Source organism: Rhizobium ruizarguesonis, assembly GCF_012349115.1.
GTDB lineage: Bacteria > Pseudomonadota > Alphaproteobacteria > Rhizobiales > Rhizobiaceae > Rhizobium > Rhizobium ruizarguesonis.
This window is the reverse complement of sequence record NZ_PQIG01000065.1, coordinates 1-23007: the sequence shown is the minus strand read 5'-3', so window position 1 is coordinate 23007 and position 23007 is coordinate 1. Positions and strand designations below refer to the sequence as shown.

The window sequence follows — 23007 nt, the reverse complement described above, 5'->3', positions numbered from 1 at the left end:
TTGTTCAACAAACGTTGGCAGCCGGGGAAGATAAGCTGAAGCAGAAAATATCATTGGATCGAGCAACATGCTCATTCAGATCGATAGCGTATGCTTGGTTCATCTTCACCAGGGCTTCGAACCGAAACAAACCTGGGAATGAGGAGTAATCACATGTTTGGTAAACTCAAGACTCTCGCAATTGCACTTCACAAGGACGAGCGCGGCGACATGGCCCAGATCGTCCTGGCCGTCGCCCTGATCGTCATTCCGCTGATGCTGCTTCTGCTCGCATTCGGCAAGCAGATCGGCGAATGGTTCAACGAAAAGAACACGGCGCTCTCGGATGCCGAGAGAATTCCTGAGCCGGGTCAATAAGCGGGTCGGGATCATGGATACGACCTATGATCTGACCCTGATGCCTGCAGCGGCGGCTCTTGCCGTCGCCTGCACCATGACCGCGGCGGTGCTCGACCATCGCCACGGTCATATCCCGAACGCCGTCACCTATCCCTGCCTGCTTGGCGGGTTCATGTTGGCGGCAGTCAGCGGCGGTCTCGCAGGAATAGGGCTTGCCTTCGCAGGCCTCCTTGCAGCCGGCCTGATCTTTTTCATCGCCTTCGCAGCCGGAAGCTGCGGCGGCGGCGACGTCAAGCTGATGGCGGCGCTCGGCGCCATTCTTGGCCTCTGGCCCGCCATCGACGTCACCCTTGCATCGCTCATGGTCGGCGGCGTGATTGCCGTTTTCTCCATGGCGCGGCGTGTTCAGTGGAGCGTGCTGGCCCGAACGGTCGGACTGTTTGCGCTTCTCCTGCCCGCCGGTTTCCGCGACGCCGCTTCGGTGCTGAAGCCGCGCGAGACACATCATACCGTGCGCTTCGGCGTTGCCGCTGCACTCGGACTTCTCTGGTGCCTTTTCATGCCTGATTTCACCCCTCTTTCACTCGTGAGGTAACGGCAATGCGCGCGGAACTCGAACGCCCCATCTTCGACGGTGCCTTCTGGAGTTCGATCCTGCACTCACGGACCTTCTGGTTCCCTGAGGATCACGGCGCGCTCCTCGGTACCTTTGCGATCGCCATGATGCTGCTTGCCTCGATGCTGCTGCTGCCGCGGCTTTCCGCCCGCCGGCGCCGGATATCGGAGCTGCACGGCGATACCTCCGGCAGCACGACGATGATGGATTTCGTACTTGTCACGCCGGTCTTCGTCTTCTTCATGTTCGTGGTCTTCCAGTTCACGATCCTGGCCAAGAACCACCTCTTCACCCACTATGCAGCCTATGCGGCGGCCCGCAGCGCCCGCGTCTATTTCTGCCCGGCTTTTCCGATCACGCTGCGAAGCATCATCGACGTGAAGACCTGCGATGACGATGCTGCCGCCGGCAAGGCCGATCTTGCCGCCCGCCTGGCGCTGATCCCGGCCGCACCCTACGACCAGCTGAAATGCGTCGGCGCCTGCCAGCCGCCGGAAGATGCGCTGAAAAGCCTTGCCGACGCTTCCGGCCTTTCGAAGAACTGGCGGGCGATGCGCAACCAGGCCCGCTACATGTTCGATCCGCAGAACGTTACCGTGACCGTCGATCGCGCGCCGATGGCAATCTATGCCGCCATCAACCGTTCGCCGCATGTGCCTGTCACCGCCAAGGTGGAAGCCCGCTTCCTGCTGCTCGAATATGCCGGCTGGGTCTTTGCCCGCGGCCAGAGGAAGGACGGCCGCTACTACACGATCTCGACGGCGGAGGTGAACCTGCTATGACACCGACCCTCATTAAGCGCCTGCACCGCGACGAACGCGGCTTCCTGTCGCCGATCATTCTCTACATGACGATCGCGCTCGCCCTGATGATCGTCTGGATCCTGAATACGGGACAGATGATCTACGACAAGCAGCGCACGCAGGATACGGCCGATGCCGCAGCACTCGTCCATGCCGACTGGGAAGCGCGCTATCTCAACATCATGGCGATGAACAATGTTGCCTCGTCGCAGGCAACCGTCGTCATGGCGACGTCGGTCGCCTTCCAGCTGACGACGGCCGAACTCGCCCTGCGCTCGGGCGTCATTCTGGCGAAACTCGCCGAATATTCTTTCACGGAAGGCTTCGGCCCGGCGTCGCTCGTGCCGCCGATGCCGCCGATGCCCTATTGCCCGGGCTGGCAGAAGATTCCGATCGTCGGCGGCATCATCTACGGTGCTTGCCTGGCGTTCCAGGGAGTCCGGGCGATAGGAGCCACCAAGGCGCTTGCATATACGGTAAAAGCACAGATCGATTACGATCCCTGGGGCCTCATCGTGAAGTCCAGCGACATCATCGACGCCATGAATGATCTCAACGACTACCTCGTCGAGAGCTTTCCGCAGCGGGTCGGCAATGAAGCCTTGCATCTGGTGCGCCTGAACAAGTCGGACCATGTCGTCTTCCACCCGCCGTGCGAATCCTGCGACGACGCCGGAGAAGGTGCGGGCGGTAACCTGCCGGTCGATCGTGACGGCGTCAATCCCGCTGCGGCCTATGCTGAAATGTGCCTGGCGATGAGCAATGGCACGCAAGGGCAGGACCCGTTTCTCATGCGCGGCGAGTTTGCCAATCGCGGCTTCCCCAACGGCAAGGGTCCATTGACCGCAGGCGGCGTCGACGGCAGCCATATCCGCGACTGGGTCAACCACGAGAGCGGCATCGACGATGCTTTAGTGGACTTCTACATCTTTTATGAAGCCTTCGGCCCGGCCTATTTGAGCAAGGTTCCGTTCAAGGCGATCATCGAGCAATTTGGCGATCTCAGCTGGTGGCAGGAACTGGTCCTCGATGGCAGCTTCTTTGTCGCCGAGGAATTCTTCGGCATCGAGTTCGGCGTCGTGAACCCCTTCCAGCTGCCGATCGACGTGCCGCCGCGCTATTCCGACAAGCAGACAAAAGACGAGAACGATTTCACCCGCAAGTTCGACATGATCTGGAACCAGGTCTGCGGCCCAGCCGGTGGCGCGATTTCCGTGGCGGGTGCTCCCCTGCCCGTCATCTCCTTCCCGAAGCCTTACTGGCTGAAAGGACGCATACCGTTTAACTTCACGCCCTTCGGCGGCGAGCAACTCGACGACTACCAGACGCTGGCGATCGTTTCGCGGGCCCCGCGCGCCAGGCTGCAGATCCGCATCTTCAAGGACAAGACACCCTCCGCCTATGCGCTCGCGCAGAGCTGGGTCCACAATTACACGGCCTTCGACCTCTACACCCAGGACTGGCTGGCATCGCTTGCGCCCGCCACGCTTGCCGACGATATCGGCGAGGTTTCCAACACCATCAAGCAGAGCCCGGCGGCCGACAGTTTTACCGGCTTGACCCGTGTCTTCGACCGAGGAGGAGCCAATGCCTGGGCTGCCGTCAACACACACTGAGCCTATGGGCGGTCCTCCAGGCCGCGGGCTGCTGATGCGGCTGCACCGCGACAGGCGCGGTCTTGCCTCGATCGAATTCGTGCTCGCCGCGCCGGTCATCTTGCTGATCGTGATTTTCGTCATCCACGCGAACAAGATTTCCACCAAGAAGGTCGGAACCATGCTTGCGATGCGCAACGCCGCCTTCGCCGAGGCAAATGGGCTGGACTGCACGTCGGATTTCTCGAATGTCTTCCCGATCCCGGCTCTGCCGGCACTGCCCGGGGGCGACGCCATCAACTGCTCGCGCACACCATCGCATGAAGGCGATGGCGACCCCCTGCGCACCTTTGTCTGGGACGATGTTCAAAATACCTTGAAGAGCGACGGCCGCGACTTCGGCGACATGGTCGGCGACCTCGCCAATGAGAAGCCGCAGCTCGTCACCGCGACAGCCGACCGCGTCTACAAGTTCAGGGATTCCGACGATCTCGATACGATCAGGAGCCTCCGCTGGAAGGATGCGTTCACGGTTGATGATTCGACGCTGTTTGCCTCGCACAACAATGACACCACGAGCCACGGCTACGATCCGACGCTGCGCCGGGAAATTCGCGATGTCGCCGACGATTCCGGCGATCTCTTCGACGGCGTCTTTCCGGGAGCGAAATAAGATGAGACAAGGGCCCCGCATCTCTGTTCATCTCGCCGGTTTGGCGCTCGTCATCGGGTTCGCCGCCGCCATGGCCACACCGGGCCGTGCCGAGATCTACAAGGACTTGAGAGTGACGCTGAATTCGATGCTGGCCGGTATCGTCGGCGCGCCGGAACGGGCGCCGCGCGATCTCGTCATCAACGGCCAACCGCTTGAATTCACGCCCTATCAGAGCGATCGCAGCATTTCCGATATCACCGACGAATGGCTGCGGGTGTTGGCCGTCAATACCCGCCCTGCCCTGCCGAAAGCCAACGACAGGCAAGAGCTGACTGCCGTCATTGCCGCCAATATGCTGATCGTGCCAAAGATCAGCCGCATCCGCGACGATCTTGCCGTGGTGGTTCAGTTCTTCGACGGCGACGGCGAGGCAGCCCTCGACTATCTCAGACGCCAGGACCCGACCAATCCTTCCGCGAGAGCGCCGATTCCCGGCGTCTCGATCATGATCCGTCGTCCGGCCGATGCGCCGATGACCGAAGTGCTGATGAGCCGCTTTGACGATGTCGCTTCGACGCTTCCGGCCTTCGCGGCTCCAGCCGATGTCAGCAAGCTGCCGATGTCGCTGCGTCCGCCGGCCGGTGTCGAGGTGCTGAGTGATATCGGCGATCGCGACAAGGGCCACACCTCGCGCACGGTCGTGTCGAAAGGCACGCTGTCGGCCACGCGTTGGTCGGATCAGCGCGCCGATCTGCTTGTCCGCGATGGCTTCACCATCGAGACATCGCCAGCGCAGCACGGCCGGGTCACAGCACTTTATGGCCGCCGCGGCAGCGTCGAGGCCAATGTCTTGTACACCCGCAGTAAAACCGACGGCCGGACCGTCGAAGTCATTCAAATCAGGCAACCCTTCGTCGAAGGAATAACACCATGAACTGGAAGCTCATCGCGGCCGTCATCGTCGGGCTCATCACCGGCGTTCTGCTCTACTTCTGGACCGAGAGCGTCAAGAACGAGCAGGTGGCCTATGCCTTCATGCGGCTCCAGCCCGACAGGAAGGTGACGCGAGGTCAGGCGATCACGCCCGACATGCTCGCCGAACCGGTGATGCTGCCGGAAAGCTTCGGGGCGCTCGCCAAGCTCGCGGTTCCCGCGGCCAGCGCCTATCAGGAATGGCTGAAGGACAGGACGGCCGCCGCCGACATTCCGGCCGGCTCGGTGCTGCTCTTCCAGTATTTCGACGATACCGATGGCGGGCGCCTGACGACGATGATCGCACCCGGCAAGCGGGCACTGACCCTTCCCGTCAACGCCGCCTCGGCTGTCGGCCATTTCGTCGAGCCGGGCAGCTATGTCGATATCCTCGGCACGGTCGACGAACCGGTCGAGCCCGTGGCGCCGGCCGCAGCAGCCCAGCCGGGAGCCGCTGGCCAGCCCGCTGCCGTGCCAGGTCAGCCTGCCGTCCCGGGCCAGGCGCCGGCCGCAGCCGGACAGCCGCAGGCTCCAGCCCAGCCGCAGTCGCCGGTCGAGCAGATGCTGAAGAACTATCTCACCCAGTATCCAGGCGCCGACGAGAACGATGTCAACGCCTACCGCAAACAAGCGCAGGACTATAAACTCGGCATCAGCTCGCGCACTCGCGTCGTCACCCGCACCTTCCTGCAGAATGTCAAAGTGCTGGCCGTCGGCGCGGCGACGACGGCGGAGGGTGCAGTCACCAAGGCCAACAGCACCTACAACAATGTGACCGTCGAAGTGACACCGTCGGAAGCTGAGATGCTGATTTTTGCCATGGGCCAGTCGAACGGCAGCCTGAACCTGGTGCTGCGCAATCCGGCCGACAATACCGTCGAGGACCTGCCAAGCATCAACTGGACGCGCATGTGACCGTCGCGGGGGAATGAGCCATGCTGTTGAAGATTTCCTATGAGGACGGCAGCGGTCGGGAGGTGATCCCGCTCTCGGCGAACGAGACTTATTTCGTTGGCGAAAGCAGCACGCTGACGCTCCCCGCCGGCGCGGGCGTCGTGCGGCTGCGCGGCAGCCACGTCTCTTCGCCGCAATTCGTGCTGCGGAAATCGGGCCAGGGATGGTCGGTGCAGCATCACGGCCGCAACCCGACGCGCGTCGACGATCAGCCGCTTCGAGCCGGCACGCCGGTTGCGGTATCGGCCGGCATGTCGATCTGGGTGCCGAACGTCACGATCGAGCTCGTCGAGCCGGCCGCGGCCCCCGTAGCGGTCACGCAGTTTCCCGATCAGGAACGCGTGCTCGCCCTGCAGATGGAAATTCACGAGCGCCTGCTGAAGGACACGCAGTATGACCGGCTGGTGAAATCCTCCGATTTCGGCCGCGAGGAGACGCGCACCCGTATCCGCGAGCGTCTCGACATGTTCATCAAGGAGGCGCTCGACAGCGCGCCGCAGGATCTCGTTATCCTTGTCATCAAGAACGCCGTCTATCGATGGCTGGCAAAACGCATCGCCCGCACGGGCCGGCGTGACGCCTCGTCGAATGCCGCAAGCCTCGCGCGCGAGGAGCAGGACAATCGCCGCCTCTTCGACGTCGGCAAGGCGCTGATTTCGGCCCTGCAGCTCAAGCTGAACTTCGAATCCACCCGCTCGGACTTCGCCCAGCTCGATACGCGGTTCAGCGCCGCCTTCCAGTCCCGGCAGGCTCTTTTCAACGCCGGCGACCGCTACGAGATCGCCCATATGCACCTGCGCTCCAATATCGAGGAGCTGATGTATCGCTGGGGGACGATCTCCGAGCTGATGGATCTCGACGTCATCTCGGAAATCATGGTGACGCGCTATGACGAGATCTACGTCGAAAAATTCGGCCTGCTGGAACGCTATCCTTTCGCCTTCGCCAATGAGCGGCAGCTGATGAAGGTGATCGAGCGCATCGCCGTCGATTCCAACCGCTCGATCAACGAGAGCGAGGCGATGGCCGACTTCCGCATGCCGGACGGCTCACGCGTCAACGCCGTCATTCCGCCGCTGGCGGTCAAGGGCGCCTGCCTCACCATCCGCAAGTTCGGCGGTAAGTCGCGGCTCGATATCAGCAAGCTGGTGACCGCCGGTGCGCTCAGCGAGCCGATGCGCGCCTTCCTCGAGGCGGCCGTCCGCTCGCGCAAGAACATCGTCGTCTCAGGCGGTACCGGCTCCGGCAAGACGACGCTCTTGAACAGCCTGTCGCAGTTCATCCCGATCGGCGAGCGCGTCGTTGCCGTCGAGGATACGTCGGAACTGCAACTCGACGGGATCCATGTCGTCTATCTGCAATCGCGGCCGAAGACGGCGGAGTCCGAGACCAGTGTCACCATCCGCGATCTCGTGCGCAACGCGCTGCGCATGCGGCCCGACCGCATCATCGTCGGCGAGTGCCGCGGTGCGGAGGCGATCGACATGCTGCAGGCGATGAACACCGGCCATGCCGGCTCGATGACGACGGCGCATGCCAACACACCACAGGACATGATGACCCGCCTGGAGGTGATGGTGCTGCAGGGGCAGAGCTCTCTACCTGTCATGGCGATCCGCCAGCAGATCGTTGCCGCCGTCGAGCTCGTCGTGCAGCTGAACCGACTGGCGAACGGCCGGCGCGCCGTCACCGAAATATCCGAGGTGATCGGCATCGATCCGGATACCGGCCTCATCATTGTCGAGCCGATCTTCAATCTCGTCGGGCGCGCCGGCGGACAGGCCGTGCATGCCTTCACCGGTTATCTGCCGAGCTTCGTCGCCGAGCTCGTCGAGTTCGGCGAGGACGGCGAGATCGAAAAACTGGACATGTTCGTCTGAGGGGGAAGCGATGAATATCAGCATTCTGCAGATTTTTGCGGTCGCCCTCGGCGCAGTGACGGCCGGACTGCTCGTCTGGGGCGCGCCGGTGCGCTGGCCGGCGCCGCTCTTACGCGCAACCGAACGTGACATCGCGCTCGCCAGCGAGGCGGCACAGGTCTTCGGGCGCGATGCCGTTCCGCCCTATACGATGATCCTCGCCTACGCCATCACGGCGATCGTCGTCTTCGTGGTGGTCTCGCTGATTTTCGGGCCGATCTTCGGCGTCGTCGTCGCCATCCCGGTCGCCATCTTCCTGCCCAAAGGCGTGATCCGTTATTTTCTGCAGCGGCGCTGGCTGCAGATCGAATCGCAACTCCCCTACGCCGTCGACCAGATCGTCTCGGCGGTGCGCACCGGCAAGCCGCTCGCCATCGCCGTCAATGCGGTGGCCGATACCGGCCAGATGCCGGCCTCGCGCGAGTTCGAACGCATCGCCCGCGAACAGAAGCTCGGCATCGGCCTGGTCGAGGCGCTTGACCGCCACGGCCGCAACGTGCCGAGCCTGCACTTCAAGATGGTCGATGCGGCCCTCGGTCTCTTTGCCCGCCAGGGCGGCGACATTTCCGAGCCGCTGACGGAAATGTCGAAATCCTTCAAGGAAATCTGGAAGCTCGACCAGAAGATCACGACCTCGTCGTCGCAGGCGCGCATGAATTTCCGCGTCGTCAACGGCGGTGCGCTGTTCATGATCCTGATGATCTTCTTCGGCCAGCCGGAACTGATCGACAAGGTGTTCGGCAACGCCATCGGCATCGTCATCGCGATCGTCGGCGCCATACTTTACGCGACCGGTTTCTTCTGGATGCGCTCGATGATGAAGGTGTCGGTCTGATGTCTCAGATACCTCTTGGCCTCATCGCCGTCGTCTTTGCCGGGATCACCGCAGCGCTGTTCGTCTGGTGGATCGGCGACATGCTCGGCAGCATTCAGGTGGTGCGCCGGTCCGCAGGCGGCGATGGTCCGCCGCCGAATATCGTCGACAGCATCGGCATGCGCACGCCGGTCGAATTCGTGCTGACGCATTTCGAGCCGTTCCTGGCCGATTACGGCGCGCAGCTCGAGCAGAAGCTGATCTATGGCGGTCGGCCCTTCGGCGGCGTGACGGGGCGGGAATATATCGCGCTTCTCGTCGTTCTGAGCCTCTTCGGTTTCGTCGTGCTCGGCTTATTGTTCGGCATTGCCAGCGGCAGCGTGATCGGCGGGCTGGTGGCCGGGCTGATCCTCGGCCTGATCCCCGCCATCTATTTCTGGGTCGTCGCCGATGACAAGGCGCAGGACCGCAAGGAACGCATTTCGCGCGAATTTCCCTATTTCCTCGATCTCGTCGTCATGACGCAGCAAGCGCAAGCGACCTTGCCGGAAAGCCTGAGGCTTTATGCCGAGGCCGCACCCGGCACCGTCATGAGCGAGGAGATCGAACAGACGCTGAAGGACGTGGCGCTCGGCACCGGCATGATCGAGGCCCTGCAGCGTCTGGAGCGTCGCATGACCGCCGAAGAAGTCATCCGCGTCATCCGCGCCGTGATCCAGGGCGAAGTCGAGGGCAGCAACCGTGTGGAGTTGCTGCGCGAACATGCGCGCGACCTGCGCTTCCGCCGCTGGGAAAAGGCCGACAGGGCCAGTGAAAAGCTGAAGGCCAAGATCGTCATGCCGGCGATGATGATCGTCGTGTCGATCCTGCTTCTGGTGCTGGCGCCTGCAATTGTCGAGATGATGTCGAGTGGGATGTTCTGATCATGGCCTTTCTTTCCTTCTTTCGCGGAAACAAACCAAGCCTTCTGCAGACCGGTCCCGGCGGCCAGAGCCGCAGCCATGTGCTCGACCGGCCGGAAATGTCGATCGGCCGGGCTTCCAATGCCGATATCGTCGTCGACGATCCGTTCCTAGCGCCGATCCATGCCCGCATCGAGCGGCAGAGCGACGGCGGCTTCATCATTCGCCGCATGGGACTGAACCCGATCATGCTGCGCGGCGAAGCGCTGTTGCAGACGGCCTCGCTGAAGGCCGGCGACAGCTTCCGTCTCGGCAAGGACGTCGAATTCCAATTCGTCGTCAAGGCCGCCGCCAAGGACCCGCCGAAGAAGGAGGCCTCCAAGGCAAGTGACGACAAGCCGAAGAAGTCGCTGCTCAAACAGCCGGCCTTCCTGGCCGGCATGGGGGTCGCCTATCTCGCCATCGTCGGCATCATCGGCTACGTGATCCTATCTGGCGGCAGCAGCGCGGAAAGTGGCCCGACGGCAGAGCGCATCAATGCGGAAGCTGGCCGCATTCCGACATGCATCAAGAATGCCAGGCGCATGCGCCAGGTCTCCGAACAAAGTTTCAACGGGGCTGTCGGCGGCCGTGTCGGCAGGGATGGCGAGGCAAGCTATGCCGCCCTTTCGCTTGCAGCCGAACCGGCTGACGACGCCGCGCTGGCAAAGGCCGCCGAGCCGATTGTCGAGGCCTACAAGCGCACGGCCCTTGCCGCCCTTGCCTCGGAAAACCGCGGCAACAATACGCTGGCGCGGAGCCTCTACCAGCAGACCTACGATCTCGTCCCCGACATCAACTGCTCGGCCGCGCGTTTCGCGCTGCAGCGCCGCGCCGCCATGAAGCCGCCCGCCCGCCGCTGATCGACGGTTTGATGGGCATTTGACCGGAAGGCGTGGTTCGAACCTAATGAGACGCTCTTTCGCCAAACAATAAGCCCAGCAATATAAAGGAGCCGAAGGATAAAGCGCAACCTGTCTGGACGATGGCGGCTGCCTTACGCAATGAACGAAACTCCTCAGCGACATAGTACCTGTCGAAGCGGCTGCGCTTGCGTGCTTGCCGTTCCCGCCAGCTGAGGCCCTGATCTTCCGGCTTATCTACCAAACAGTCGGTCTCAAAGAGCACCCTGATGATCACCCAGAAAGCAACTGCGAAGCTCACGGCAAATGTGCCGAAGCAGGTAAAAAATATCAACTTCACGACGAGCGGTTGACCGACCATTCTCAGCCCCAGGAAAGCCGACGCAAAGTTATCGAGCTCGACGGGTCCGCGTAGCCATAGTTTTGTCAACGAGACGAGCGGTCACATAAGCGAAACATACGACCGCGCTGAGAAACACTGAGAATGCGAGAGGGTTATTCAATCCAATCGACGCCGCAACCGGCTTGAACACACCGATCGCACCTCGATGTAGGATGTAGATTGGGTAGGAGATATACCCAATCCATGTCGCCAAAGCCTCTGCTTTTGCAGGCATCTCCAAAAAGAGGCCAAGAGTCACGATGAGCGGCGCCAAGGCCATCGCGAACATCAAGTCGTAGTACGGCCGCAGCACGGCAGGAACCGGCGCCGCAATGCAAATCATCAGAAGAAGGCATGGCACAATGGCGGCCCAGCCCTTCCTCCAAGCGGGAATGCCGCCGAATAGCCGGCTTATCACGACCCCTGCAGTAAATGAAAACATCACCCTTGGCAGGCCACCTACCGCGGAGGGCCACTCCCAGCCAATATTCAACATGCCGTATTTAAGACCGACAAAAACCAAACATGCAGCCGAGACCAATGCAACTCCGCAGAGGGCTCGGATAGAGAGCCGAAAAAGCCACAGGGCGAAGACTATATTCACCAACAATTCCCAGAACATCGACCACGCCGGACCGTTGATTGGAAACATTCCTTGCATCGGGTTCGCTTGAAGGAAATACATTGGGCTGGGCAGAAAGAACGTGTTCGCAGTCGTCGACGCCAGCAGGTCGATAACACTTTGATCTCTCAGCCCCCAGCTTGTTAACAGAATGATCTGTATGAGGCCGACCAGAATTCCGATCAAATAGAGCGGATAAAGACGCTTGATGCGGGCCGCCATAAACGACTGGAACAGCAGACCGCGAGCGAGCCGTTTTCCGTAAATATCTGCGATAATAAATCCGCTGAGAACGAAGAAAAAATCGACTGCCAGATAGGCTGAAGGCGCATAGCTCTCCCGGAAATGTGTGGCGACAACACACATAGCGGCAAATCCGCGCATTGCATCGAGCGTATAGTAACGGTTGCGGTCGGCAACCGAGACTCCTACGTCGTCCATCGCCGGTGGCGAATAACCGCGGTCGAGGCTAGTCATCTTATGGATTATCCTATTACGCGTTTGCGTCTGAGAGGCGTTCGGATGCGGTGGATGAGAACATCACCGAAGCGACGTTCTCATAATTTCAGATGACGGCTTGAGGACGAGATCCTTCAAATCGCAACACAGGTCTATGCGGCTAGGGCCTGGAAATCATGCAGGGTTGGCAACCGCACCCCTGTTACTTTTGCGCTGCCGTGCCTGCTTTATACTGCCGATCAAGATATTTAAACGAGCTCTGCACAGAACGAATATCAGGCCACAGTAAACCATGCCGCCTGCAAGGATTTCCACGGCCAAGCGTGGATACGGGGACCAATGAATGAGCAATTCGTGGAGGAGGAAAACGACTGCAACCATTCCTGCAGAGGCTACGGTAGGCCGCAGGAATTGCGCCAGATATGCCGGGATACTCAGCTCTATATGTTGCGAAACCTTCCAGCTGGTGATCGGCCAAAACAACAGAACTTCGATCATTATGGCGAAAACAATCGTCGTGACGCCATAAGGATAGAGAATTGCGATCGTCAGGAGTGTGAGGAGGTTTCGTGCCAGCTGGTAGTAAAACCACCAATCCATCTCTCCTTGGCTCTTGATCAAGGATGCCTGCACGTAGCCGATCCCAGCCATCAATCCTATGACGCAGTAGAACCGAACCGGCCAAACGGCCGCGATCCAATGGGCACCGAAAATTGTGGTGATCGCATCATCGGCAACGGCGGCAAGACCAATGAATACGGGGTACGAAACCAGAGCGCAACCAAACGTTGCCATTAGAAATGCTTCTCGAACTTTCTTCGGATCGGACCGCAATGAAGAAAGCAAGACGTGCGTGACAGATGTTAAGCCGCCGGCGATGACGTTGTTGATCATATCAAACAAACGCTTGGAAAAGTTATAGATCCCGAGCGCTGCCGGGCTCAAGAGCACCCCAATGAGCAAGTTGTCCAAGCTCATCGTCTGTAAAAACCGAGTGCCGGATGCAAAGAACCCATAGTGAAGGAGCTCGTTCAGGCTTGCTCGCTTCAGGTGAAGCCCGGGCCGCCAGCCGGCGCCCCAGAAAGCGGCGCCGCATGATGCCGCTGTGGCCGCGATCTGTGCAATCGCAAGCCCCCACAAGCCGAAACCCGCGAGAACCAAAACAAGGCAAATGCAGGCAGAAGTGATGGTAGCAATCACGGTGCGGACGGCTACCAGATGAAACGACATCTTCCTATTGACAATTGCATTCGGAACGACGGCCGTGAAGTCGAAGAAAACCTTCAATCCCATGATGTAAATCAGGGGTGTGATTTGCTCATGCCCCACATAGGCCGCGATTGGCGAAGCGGCTATGCACAAAGCGCCATAGATCAAAAATGAAAAAGCGAGCGAAAGCAGGAATATCGTATCCAGATGGCTTCGCCTGATTTCGGCTCTTTGTATGATCGCTTCGCCAAATGCCGTTGGTCCAAAGCTGCCCGCAAACGACACAATGCTGAATGCCAGTGCGACAAGACCGAAATCCTGAGGCTGGAGAACGCGAGATGTCACGACAAAGACAGCGAAGGTAAGGACTGTCGGAATAAGCGTACTCAGCGCCGACCAGAAAGCACCCGTAACGGCTGCGGCGGATCGGTTCTCACTGACATGGCTGAATAGAATATCGTCGTCTTGTAAAACCGACAAAGTGAGCTCCTACCGGGAATCAGACTATGGAGGGTTGAGGTATTAGATCTGGGACGGGAATAGTAGGGTTTAGATTCATGGGTTTACTTGACTTGTACCAAGCTCCTCCCAATTCATACGGCAGGCGAGACATTGCTACTAAAAGCTCGTTGGCATTTGTCGCTTTCTCCACCAGAGGGCTGTCGCCAGTCTGGCTGTCGATGACGTCGTGTAGGTTACTTCCCTCCCTCGCAACCGCGATATGCGGCTTATTCAGCAAAAGACAGAGAATATGACCGTGTAGATGGTTGGTGATTATCCGTTGCGCGCCGGACAGGATCTTCACGCCATACTCGACATATCGAGCAGCGACATCCTCACGATGTTCGGCCATCATCTCGGTGCGGCTAAAGCCATGCCGCAACGCTGATTTGACGACGGTCGACTTGCGCATGCGCGACAAACTATTTGGACCGTTAACCCAATTGGTAAGAGGTCCATCAGCAATCGCTCGCGCTTTCGCTATATCAACGTCGTCCTCTCCACGAGGCTGCATGACATATAGTACCCTGAGGGGATCAGCTTCGAACCGTTTCAGCGTTCCCATGCCGAATGCCGTGTCCGGGCCAGCCTCTACATCACAATCGAAGTTGGCTTTGGCTAGCTCGAAACTCTGATCATCGCGCGTCATGCAAAAAAAATTGCGATGCCTCCCAATCGTACGTTTCGCGTATTCCTTGAGCGACTCGTTCGCGAAATGAATGGTTTGCGGCATCTGAATGATCGTCCGATCCGGATATTTCCACATCAAACGGTAGCGGACATCATCCCTGCCCGTCCGCGCGTCTCCAAAGTCGATCCCCCCGCAAATGAATATTGGAGCGTCGCCTGGGGTTGATTTTATCTCGTCTATACTTTTAGAAGTGCTGCCAGTCAGCACCGGGGGGCGCCCCGTTACTTCTCGCAATACCATCGACAATCCAAGCCAACTCGCATGATGACCAGGATCTTTATTTGATGGAAAGTTCATTATAACGTAAGGCTGTCCCCGGCTTACAAATTTCCTTACGATTTCAATCAACTTTTCTTTTTGTCGTCGTATTACAACTTCGCCGAGGTGATGCATATATTCTACTTACATTTTCAAAATTCAAGCAGTACTTACATCCGCGATTTTGAAGAGTCAATTGAAGCGTAAATTGCTTTACGTCATAGTTAAGTAGGCAAATTGTCTCACCCCTCTTAGCCGCCAGCAATCACAAGGTCCGAGCGTCGCGCCTGGGCTTGGAATTGCGAATCGAAGGGACAGCCCGCGGAAAATCCGTGGATATGAAGTGTTGATTAGACTTTATGTCGAAGAAGGAGATCACGGGCTTTCGGCGATGGCTCGGCCATCAACAGCACCGCGCAATTCCGTTCCGGTCTTCGCGATGTCTATTCTTTCCACAGCAGGGGAAGTGCACAAAAACGCCTTGGATAGCAGGCTAGCCGCTTCCAACCGCGTCACGCAGCAAGTCGGCATGTTGGGGTTCCCTGAGTGCTTGGATCAAAGCACATGCTCAAAAAGCAGTATTAAACCATAAAGCCCCATGGCGGCTGCCAGGACGGTTTGGGCAGTCTTCGTCCAGATCGCGTCGAGCCGTTGAATGGCCGGCACGGAGAAAACACATCCAACCAGGGTAAACCAGCTGAAGGCCATGACGAAAATGATGCAAGTGGCCGCTTCACCCATACCGGTCCTGAAGCCCGGCTGGGCGAGATAGAGTCCCACGAAGAAGGGAACGGACAGGGGATTGCTGAGCGCCGTTGCCAGGCCCAAGCCGTAGAGCCTGAGACTCAGGCTATCCGATCCGAGCTGTTGAGAAGGCGCTCCCCCAAGAGGACGGCGCGCAAGCCGGAAGGCTGAATAAAGGAGGATTGAGGACAAAACAACCGAAGCCCACAGATCCAGGTCATCCAGCATATAAAGGCTCGTTGCTCCGATCGCAGCGAGATAAGAGGCAATGGCGGCACCGGAGGCAATCCCGGCGGCAACGCTCAGCAGGCGACCCCAGGATGGCCTTACTGCCACGCGCAGCACGATAAGCAAGTTTGGCCCTGGCGCGACCAGAACCAATGCATAAGATAGAGCAAGCGAGGCGAGAAGCGGCATAGCAACATCACATCAGGATGTCGTGATGGGCTGCCACCGCCAGGACGGGCTCGGCCGTGTCCAGGATGCCGATGGTGAAGGACTTGACGGTCGATGCGCCGAGGCTATCGATTGCCTTTGCGGTGATCGTCAGGGCGTGATCGGTAATGGTCTCGTAGTCGATCGCCGCCGTCGTTTGCAACTTGTTGCCGACAAGCTTGAAATGGTCGGCATCGTCGACCAGCGACCACTTGATCGAATTGCCTTCAGTGTCCGTCGCCGACAGCAGCCCGACTGACGAGCCGACCTTGATGTTCTCCTTGATGCCGGCGCGGGAGAATTTGAGGTCGTGCGGGGGGGTGTTGACCGCAGGCTCGGCGACATCCTTGACCGAGATGGCAAAGGTCTTGTCGACCGACACCGTGCCGTCGGAGACCTCGACGGTGATCGCAAACGAGCTTTTCGCCTCGAAATCGAAGGCTTTGGCGGTGACCAGCCTGTCGCCTTTCAGGGAGAACTGCCCGTCGGCGTCGTCGATGAGCTTGAATTTCAGCGTGTCGCCGTCGCCGTCGAAGGCCGACAGCAGGCCGAGCGTCGTCCATTGCGGCGTATCTTCGACGACGACCATCCTGGAGAGCTGGATGTTGGTGGGGGCGGTGTTGACCGGAGGTGGCTCGCCGGTTCCCAGATCGATCGTGCGATCGGCGAATTGCGCGAATTCAACATCGAGGCCGTAGGCGTCCTTGCCTTCCGCAACGCTCGTGAGGGTGTGAAGATCCGAATTCCATTGGTAATCGGAGTAGTTGCCGGCGAACACGATCGTATCGGTGCCATCGCCACCGGAAAAAATGTCGTCGCCGCCGCCGCCCGATATCCGGTCGTCGCCTTTGCCGCCACTCAAGATATTGGCAAGTCTGTCGCCGATAAGCGTGTCGCCGTAGTCCGAGCCGGTGAGGTTCTCGATCGAAAAATACTTGTCTCCGGCCGCATCGCCCGTGTTGACCGAGGAGTCGGCGAGACTGGCCGTCACGGCCTGCGTCGCATCTGAATAAGAGGCGGTGTCATTGCCAGAACTGACAGCGCCGTAGCTTGGCACGTCCACCGAGACGTGCAGCTGATAATCATAGGCCCTGTTGTAGTAATTATCGACCACCAGGTAATAGTCGCCGGTATTCTGGACCGTAAATGTCAGGTGGGAATCTTTTATATTCGTCGATCCCGGATCGAGCGGCCCGCTCATATCGTCGTTGTAGGCGATATCGAGCCCGCGCGCGGCGTATAAGCGGATGTTCGTGTCCGTGGTCACGGTCGGCGACGTGCCGTCGATGTCGAAGGTAACGGTGCTGCCGGCAAGAAGCCGGAGATGGTAGTAATCAAAGCCGTTCTCACCGGTCGAGGCGTTGACCGTCACATGCGGCAACGAGGTGGCGTTGGCGATGTTGGCGTTGGCCGCCAGGCTAAAGCGATCCGTCAGATCGAGCGCCTTGTCAGCGGAGGAAAGATCGAGCGTGGCGGGCTTGACAACCTCGCCGCCGCCCATGGCGATGGGCGAAACTGGGCCATCCGCCGAGACATGAAGCTGGTGCGCCAGATTGCCGCTGACCGAATGCGCGATGTAATAATCGCCTGTCGTGGCCACGGTAAAGGTGATGAAGGAGTCGGTCCCGCTGGCCGAGCCGGGATCGAGCTGTCCACCCATCGCCTTGTTGAAGGCAACCAGCGCGTGCGCCGAGTCGTAGAGGCCGACTTGGCTGTAGGTCCCGTAAGGCAGGCCATCGACATCGAGCGTCACCGTCGTCCCGGCGTTGAGATGAACGCGATAATAGCCCTCGCTGTAGGCTTGTTCGCTGGGAAGGTTGATCGTGACATGCGGCACGGTGTTCGAATCGGTGACATTGGCATCGGCAAATACGCTGAAGCTGTTGGAGATATCGAGCGCCGTGGCGAAGGACGAAATAGCGTTGCCGAGAGGCTTCATCACCGAGCCGCTGCCGAGGCCAACGCCCGCAGGCTGGTCGTCGCCGTAGAGCACGTCCGCGCCCGCGCCGCCGCGAAGGATGTCGTTGCCGGCCCCGCCCAGCAGGCCGTCATTGCCGGCTCCGCCATTCAGTGTGTCGTTGCCCCCCTTGCCCGAGAGCGCATCGTTGCCGCCGCCGCCGCTCAATGTGTTGTCAGCGATGTTGCCCAGCATCGTATCCGCTCCGGATCCTCCCTTGGCGTTCTCGATCAACGAGCGTGTATCGTTGTTGTAGAGCAGCGCGTTGGCGATATTGCCCGCAGACGGCGTGATGATGTTGCTCGCCGAAAGATGGCGAACGGCCAGCTGGCTTTCGGAGAAAGTCGACATGGCACCCGGGGCGAGGTCGATCTTGAGGTTACTGCTGTAGTTCGACAGATCGTAGGTGTCGACGCCGCCGCCGTCCCAGACCGTGGCATAGACAGTGTTTGTCGCCGGGGCGCCCTTGCCGGCGCCGTTGATCAATTGCTCGCCTGTGGACGGGTCCCATGAATAGGTCGTGTCGCCGCCGTTGGTGGTGAAGTTGGCGCCATAGAGATATTGAAGAGCCGCGATATCTGCCGGCATGAAGCTTTGTTGCGACTGGTCTCCGGCGGAGTAGCCGAACCAATGGTCAGATCCGAAGACGATGGAATCGTCGGCGCTGTGCCCACCCTGATCCAGGCCGAGGGTCTGCGCCACGCCCCTCATGATCTCCAGGAAGCCAAAATTTCCCTTTATCGGCTGGCCAAAAAAGAAATTATCCTGGCTGAACCATGCGTCACCCGCCTCGGGCGTGTGACCGGGGGCATTGAACATCGTCGAATCGAAATTCTCGATGGGTGGCGCGTCGCTGTCATAGACGGTCTTCAACTGGCTGAACCGCAAAATGGCGTGGTCGGTCGCCGTTTCGGTAACTTCGGTAAAGTTGAGGCCGGTGTAAGAGGAGACCATGGCAAGGGCGGAGCGGGTCGTATCCTGCTGGGCGGCGGTGAAGCCGACATGCTGCGCCCACCAGGGCCCAAGTCCGACGCCTGGATATTCGAAGCCGCCCGCGGGATAATAGGAATAGGAAGAACCTTGAGCAGGGAAGCTGTAGGTAAGGGTCGTAGATGTCCAGCGGGTCCCCGAAAGAAGCGGGTCGATATTTGGATTTCCCGAGGAGTTTACGTCTGCGCTATCACCAGTTTCGGCGGATATAAGTGCGGCTTCAGTTATATTCGGCATAACAATTCCTTCTAAATCAATATCTTAGAATTTGACGGTGCATCGAATTCCAGCACTTAAGCCAAAACAGCGAGTTTGTTTGCCGCCGACACGACGGTGACCTTCGATCGATCCGGCGTGAAGCTGGCCTTCCCAGCACCTGCCGCATCCGAGCGAACGGTGACTTCTCCGCTCACGAGGTTCTTCAGGAAGATGTCGGAGTGGCCATCCCCGTCTCCGGCCACGAGATTGGAGGCGGAGGAGGTGAAGACCGCCTTGGTTCCATCGGGAGAAATGCTGCCGCTTCCGGCCACAGCCCAATTGCCATTGCCGGCTTCGCCGTCAGCGTTCGAAGAGAGAATGATTGGTGTCGTCATGTCGTGCCTTCAACGTTGCTTCAGGGGCAAGTTCCGGCGCGACTGTATGGTGGGCTCTAAACAACGTCGTCCACCATAAGGATGAAAAACAAGTTGAGCTCATTTTTGGACTGCACTATGTTTGCCGCGTCGCAGCAAATCCGAAGAGCATCCCGAATGGCAGAAAATATACCGCCGGATGTCTTCTCATCCTTGCTTGGGCAGATTTACGAATGCGCGCTCTTTCCGGAACGTTGGCCCGCCACGATCGAGACCATCCGGTGCCTGTTGCCTGATATTTCAGGCCTGGACGTCGAACAACTCTCTCTGCCGGCACCGGCAGCCAACGGCGCCGGTAACGGCAACAGGGTTGGCGGCGATATCAGGATCGCCGCCGTGCCTGATCTCGACGCCATCCTCATCGGGCATCTCGAGCGGGCGGTCTCGATCGGCCGGGTCGCTCGCGACCGGGCGGTTGCCTCCGAGCTGCACGAGGCCAATGTCGACAGCTGGGGGAGCGGGGTCCTGCTCGTCGACGAGGCGCTTTACCTCATTCGCGCCAACCGGGCCGGCGAAAGCATGATCGAGCGCGGCAATCCCGTGCGACTGCGGGGCCGATCCCTGGAACTCCGGCCGGCCTCGGCGCAGAAGACGCTTCTGCAGGCGGTGGCGAAGGCGACCGGCGGGACGGACGGATCAGACACGGTTGCCTCCGGCGCGCCGATCAATTTCATCGCCGATGGCGGCGGCGCGCCTGTTGTGATCCAAGTGATGGCGATGCGCGAGGATCTGAGACCGGAGCTTCCCATCCTGCGGTCGGCGGTCGCCATCGTTCTAATCTCGCCTATGGCGACGCGCTCGCCGCCGCAGCAGGCACTGAGCGCACTTTACCGGCTGACGCCGGCTGAGGCACGCGTGCTGCAGCTTCTGGGTGAGGGATCGATGCTCTCGGAGATTGCCGATACCCTGCAATTGAAACGCTCGACGGTGAAGACGCATATGTTGCGGATCTTCGCCAAGACTTCCACGAACAGGCAGGCGGACCTCGTGGGTCTCGCCCATTCCCTGTCCTTACCTGTGTAATCCGTCCCCATGAACATTCATCCACCGCTTCAACTGACATCGAAACTCGTCGCCATGATCTACGACTGCGTTCTCGAACCGGTCAAATGGGAGGCCTTCGTCAGCGAACTGCTGCGCGAGCTCAACTTTTCCTATGGCCTGCTCAGCATCAGCGCCTTTCCCGAGGGCAACGCCATCTTCGGCGTCAGCGTCGGGATCGAAGGGCCGTGGATGGAAAGGCTACCGGGCTATTGGGCCGATATCATGGAGATCTGGGGCGGCGATGCTCGGATCCAGCAATATCCGCTGGAAGAGCCTATCCTGCAGTCGCAGATCGCCGACGGCCGCCGGCTGAAGGCCAATCCCTATTACACCGGCTGGTTCGCACCGCAGGGCTATATTGATGCGGTGGCGATCGGGCTGGAGCGCAACCCGCATATGGTCTCCAGCCTGGCCCTCGGACGCCACGCCACGGCCGGCCCGGTGAGCGAGGACGAGCTGAGCCAGTTGCGCCTTCTCGCCCCGCATCTGCGCCGCGCCATCTCGATCGCCCAACAGCTGGAGGTGCAGTCGATCGCAGCATCGGCATATGCCTCGGTGGTCGACAGCCTGCCGGTCGGCGTGCTTCTGGTGGACGAACTGATGACCATCATCCATGCCAATCCGACTGCCGAAAGCTTGCTGTCGCAGCCGGGCCCGTTCCGGTCGGCCGGCAACCGGCTGGTGGTGAGGAGCGAGGGGGCTGCAGCGTTAGAACAGGCCGTCGCCAGGGCCGCGTCCGACGAGGCCGCCCTTGGCCGGAGCGGCGGCGCCGGCATTCCCGTGCGCCATGCCGACGGCATCGCCTATGTCGTACATGTCCTGCCGCTGCGCCAGCGCCAGAGCCGCGGCGCACTCTGCCTGCCGGCATCGGCCGCTCTCTTCCTTGTGCCGGCCGGTAGCCAGTCCTTGCTGCCGAGCGAACCCGTGACCCAGCTTTACGGCCTGAGCCCGGCCGAAACCCGTATCTTCGAGCTGATCGTCCGCGGCGAGACGCCGAAGGCGATCGCCAAACAGCTCGGCCTGTCCGCCAGCACCATCAAGACGCATGTCCGCAACATCTTCGCCAAGACCGGAACGCGGCGCCAGGCCGATTTCGCCCGCATGGCCGCATCTCTTCGCGTGCTGCTTTGAGGGGCGACCGGAAATGCCTCGCCTGCATGAAAGCCTCGCCCAAGCAGCGCCGAAATCCGCTCAGGTAGGGAGAAACTACCTTCTCGCACGGTGGAAGGTACGAACCCTGGTCCACTCTGGGCATTAAACGGTATAAGCGGCACACCGCTTTCCCTTCTAGGCAATGATCGCCAGCTTATAGGCTTCCGCGGTATAGCGGCCGTCGGCCTCGACCGAGCGTTGTCAGCCAAACCGTTCCATCAGGAAATCGATCACCGTCCGCAACATCGCAGTCGGCCGCCGGTTCGGCGCATAGATGAGGGACATCGGTACAGGCTTGTAGGACCATTCGGGCAACACCTGTTCAAGCCGTCCTTCGGCGATATCGGCAGCGAGCAGCAGTTCCGGCTGAAGCGCAATTCCCGCGCCGCTGAGCGCTGCCATGCGCAGCGCCGCCCCCTGGTTGGCCGAGAATTTTCCGGAAATCAATACATCGCGCATTCCGCCGCTCGGTCCGACCAGGTGCCAGCGATCCTGCATGCGCCAATAGGAGTGGCCGAGGCAGAGATGGTTCGCCAGAGCCTCCGGCGAGGCCGGCCGGCCATGGCGGGCAAGGTAGTCCGGCGAGGCAGCGAGAATCCGCCGGTAGGGCGTGAGCGGGCGGGCGACGAGGCTGCTGTCCGAGAGCGGACCGATGTGGATACCGAGTTCGAAACCCTCGCCGACGAGGTCATGGACATTGTTGTCGAGCGAAAGCTCGATGCTGACGTCGGGATAGGCGTTCTGGTAGTCGATCAGCGCCGGCACCAGGACTTGCGTCCCGAAGCTGACGGGTGCCACCAACCGAAGGCGGCCGCGCGGCGCCGATTGCAGCTCGCTTGCCGAGGCCTCGGCCAGCGCCACTTCGGAAAGCGCGCGCTTGCTGCGCTCGTAATAGAGCTGGCCGACCTCTGTCAGCTGATGGCGTCGCGTGGTGCGATGGATCAGCTTCGCCCCGAGCCGGGTCTCGATCGTCTTGATGTGCTTGGCAACCATGGCAGGCGACACTTGCGCGATCTCCGCGGCGGCCGCGAAACTGCCATTGTCGATGACCCTGACGAACATCGCCATGCCGGCCAGCTTGTCCACGATTGCCTACCTCTTGGTTTCGAATGACGAAACCGGGAGCTTATTTATCAACCAATGAATTTACAACATGGTCGTCATGCCCGCGCCAAGACGACGGACACCACCAACCTGAATAAGGAGAAACCATGCCCATTCTTCACCTGCAGATGCATCCCGGCCGCACCGACGATCAGAAACGCGCCTTCGTCCGCGAAGCGACCAAGGCCGCCGTCGAAACCCTGGCGTGCCCGCCGGAATCGCTGGAAATCCTGATAACGGAGATCGCCAAGGATTCCTGGGCGGTCGGTGGCAAGCTCAAATCTGAAGCCTGAGAGACGAGCCGCAGCGTCGAAGACTCGAACTGCGGGACGCCGCCGCCCGGGTCAGCACGGGAG

Annotated in this window: 22 protein-coding genes; 14 read left to right on the top strand and 8 right to left on the bottom strand. The window is 60.1% G+C overall.

The window, feature by feature from the left end:
• Positions 1 to 153: 153 nt before the first annotated feature.
• The 11 genes from C3Y91_RS08220 to C3Y91_RS08170 are packed head-to-tail and all read left to right on the top strand — an operon-like array spanning position 154 to position 10471.
• Positions 154 to 357: a hypothetical protein gene (locus tag C3Y91_RS08220; protein WP_018246152.1), complete on the top strand. Its 204-nt coding sequence runs from the start codon at positions 154 to 156 to the stop codon at positions 355 to 357.
• Between the two features lie 13 nt (positions 358 to 370).
• Positions 371 to 934, top strand: a complete 564-nt coding sequence (locus tag C3Y91_RS08215; protein WP_017968491.1) for an A24 family peptidase — start codon at positions 371 to 373, stop codon at positions 932 to 934.
• A gap of 5 nt (positions 935 to 939) precedes the next feature.
• A complete protein-coding gene (locus C3Y91_RS08210) occupies positions 940 to 1737 on the top strand; it encodes a TadE/TadG family type IV pilus assembly protein (RefSeq protein WP_018071654.1) in 798 nt (265 codons plus the stop codon).
• Entirely contained in the window at positions 1734 to 3374 is a 1641-nt protein-coding gene (locus C3Y91_RS08205; protein ID WP_018071653.1) for a TadE/TadG family type IV pilus assembly protein, read from the top strand. The genes C3Y91_RS08210 and C3Y91_RS08205 overlap by 4 nt, the downstream gene beginning before the upstream one ends.
• A complete protein-coding gene (locus tag C3Y91_RS08200) occupies positions 3346 to 4026 on the top strand; it encodes a TadE/TadG family type IV pilus assembly protein (RefSeq protein WP_024321758.1) in 681 nt (226 codons plus the stop codon). The genes C3Y91_RS08205 and C3Y91_RS08200 overlap by 29 nt, the downstream gene beginning before the upstream one ends.
• Before the next feature lies 1 nt (position 4027).
• Positions 4028 to 4942 carry a hypothetical protein gene (locus tag C3Y91_RS08195; protein WP_168575233.1) on the top strand — a complete coding sequence of 305 codons (915 nt, stop codon included), beginning with the start codon at positions 4028 to 4030 and terminating at the stop codon, positions 4940 to 4942.
• On the top strand, positions 4939 to 5895 hold the full coding sequence (cpaB, locus tag C3Y91_RS08190) for a Flp pilus assembly protein CpaB (protein WP_168575232.1): 957 nt from the start codon (positions 4939 to 4941) through the stop codon (positions 5893 to 5895). Before C3Y91_RS08195 ends, cpaB begins: the two co-directional genes overlap by 4 nt.
• 20 nt (positions 5896 to 5915) lie before the next feature.
• On the top strand, positions 5916 to 7814 hold the full coding sequence (locus C3Y91_RS08185; protein WP_018071649.1) for a TadA family conjugal transfer-associated ATPase: 1899 nt from the start codon (positions 5916 to 5918) through the stop codon (positions 7812 to 7814).
• Positions 7815 to 7824: 10 nt separating this feature from the next.
• Positions 7825 to 8688, top strand: a complete 864-nt coding sequence (locus tag C3Y91_RS08180; protein WP_130772566.1) for a type II secretion system F family protein — start codon at positions 7825 to 7827, stop codon at positions 8686 to 8688.
• Positions 8688 to 9590, top strand: a complete 903-nt coding sequence (locus C3Y91_RS08175) for a type II secretion system F family protein (RefSeq protein ID WP_018071647.1) — start codon at positions 8688 to 8690, stop codon at positions 9588 to 9590. The genes C3Y91_RS08180 and C3Y91_RS08175 overlap by 1 nt, the downstream gene beginning before the upstream one ends.
• Before the next feature lie 2 nt (positions 9591 to 9592).
• Positions 9593 to 10471, top strand: a complete 879-nt coding sequence (locus C3Y91_RS08170; protein ID WP_130663531.1) for an FHA domain-containing protein — start codon at positions 9593 to 9595, stop codon at positions 10469 to 10471.
• A gap of 43 nt (positions 10472 to 10514) precedes the next feature.
• On the opposite strand, the gene C3Y91_RS08165 is transcribed toward C3Y91_RS08170, so the two are convergent.
• The 7 genes from C3Y91_RS08165 to C3Y91_RS08135 all read right to left on the bottom strand — a co-directional run bounded on the left by C3Y91_RS08165 (position 10515) and on the right by C3Y91_RS08135 (position 19312).
• Positions 10515 to 10832, bottom strand: a complete 318-nt coding sequence (locus C3Y91_RS08165) for a hypothetical protein (RefSeq protein ID WP_168575231.1) — start codon at positions 10830 to 10832, stop codon at positions 10515 to 10517.
• 28 nt (positions 10833 to 10860) lie between these two features.
• Complete coding sequence (locus C3Y91_RS08160) at positions 10861 to 11952, bottom strand: acyltransferase family protein (RefSeq protein WP_130784142.1); 1092 nt, start codon at positions 11950 to 11952, stop codon at positions 10861 to 10863.
• Between the two features lie 156 nt (positions 11953 to 12108).
• Positions 12109 to 13623, bottom strand: a complete 1515-nt coding sequence (locus tag C3Y91_RS08155; protein ID WP_130663534.1) for a lipopolysaccharide biosynthesis protein — start codon at positions 13621 to 13623, stop codon at positions 12109 to 12111.
• A 19-nt stretch (positions 13624 to 13642) separates the two neighbouring features.
• Positions 13643 to 14728, bottom strand: coding sequence for a polysaccharide pyruvyl transferase family protein (locus tag C3Y91_RS08150; RefSeq protein ID WP_168575230.1), 1086 nt, complete (start codon positions 14726 to 14728; stop codon positions 13643 to 13645).
• Positions 14729 to 15148: 420 nt separating this feature from the next.
• On the bottom strand, positions 15149 to 15754 hold the full coding sequence (locus C3Y91_RS08145) for a LysE family transporter (protein ID WP_018071641.1): 606 nt from the start codon (positions 15752 to 15754) through the stop codon (positions 15149 to 15151).
• A 7-nt stretch (positions 15755 to 15761) separates the two neighbouring features.
• Positions 15762 to 18956, bottom strand: coding sequence for a M10 family metallopeptidase C-terminal domain-containing protein (locus tag C3Y91_RS08140; RefSeq protein ID WP_168575229.1), 3195 nt, complete (start codon positions 18954 to 18956; stop codon positions 15762 to 15764).
• Between the two features lie 56 nt (positions 18957 to 19012).
• Entirely contained in the window at positions 19013 to 19312 is a 300-nt protein-coding gene (locus C3Y91_RS08135; protein WP_130772582.1) for a TolB-like translocation protein, read from the bottom strand.
• Between the two features lie 156 nt (positions 19313 to 19468).
• Between C3Y91_RS08135 and C3Y91_RS08130 the strand changes: the two genes are divergently transcribed.
• Together C3Y91_RS08130 and C3Y91_RS08125 are read left to right on the top strand one after the other, a co-directional pair.
• Positions 19469 to 20374, top strand: a complete 906-nt coding sequence (locus tag C3Y91_RS08130) for a helix-turn-helix transcriptional regulator (RefSeq protein ID WP_130772584.1) — start codon at positions 19469 to 19471, stop codon at positions 20372 to 20374.
• A gap of 9 nt (positions 20375 to 20383) precedes the next feature.
• On the top strand, positions 20384 to 21526 hold the full coding sequence (locus C3Y91_RS08125; protein ID WP_130688887.1) for a helix-turn-helix transcriptional regulator: 1143 nt from the start codon (positions 20384 to 20386) through the stop codon (positions 21524 to 21526).
• 222 nt (positions 21527 to 21748) lie between these two features.
• Here C3Y91_RS08125 and C3Y91_RS08120 read toward each other — a convergent pair whose 3' ends face one another.
• Complete coding sequence (locus C3Y91_RS08120) at positions 21749 to 22633, bottom strand: LysR substrate-binding domain-containing protein (protein WP_168575228.1); 885 nt, start codon at positions 22631 to 22633, stop codon at positions 21749 to 21751.
• A gap of 125 nt (positions 22634 to 22758) precedes the next feature.
• Between C3Y91_RS08120 and C3Y91_RS08115 the strand changes: the two genes are divergently transcribed.
• Complete coding sequence (locus C3Y91_RS08115) at positions 22759 to 22944, top strand: 4-oxalocrotonate tautomerase (protein ID WP_018071635.1); 186 nt, start codon at positions 22759 to 22761, stop codon at positions 22942 to 22944.
• Positions 22945 to 23007: the final 63 nt, after the last annotated feature.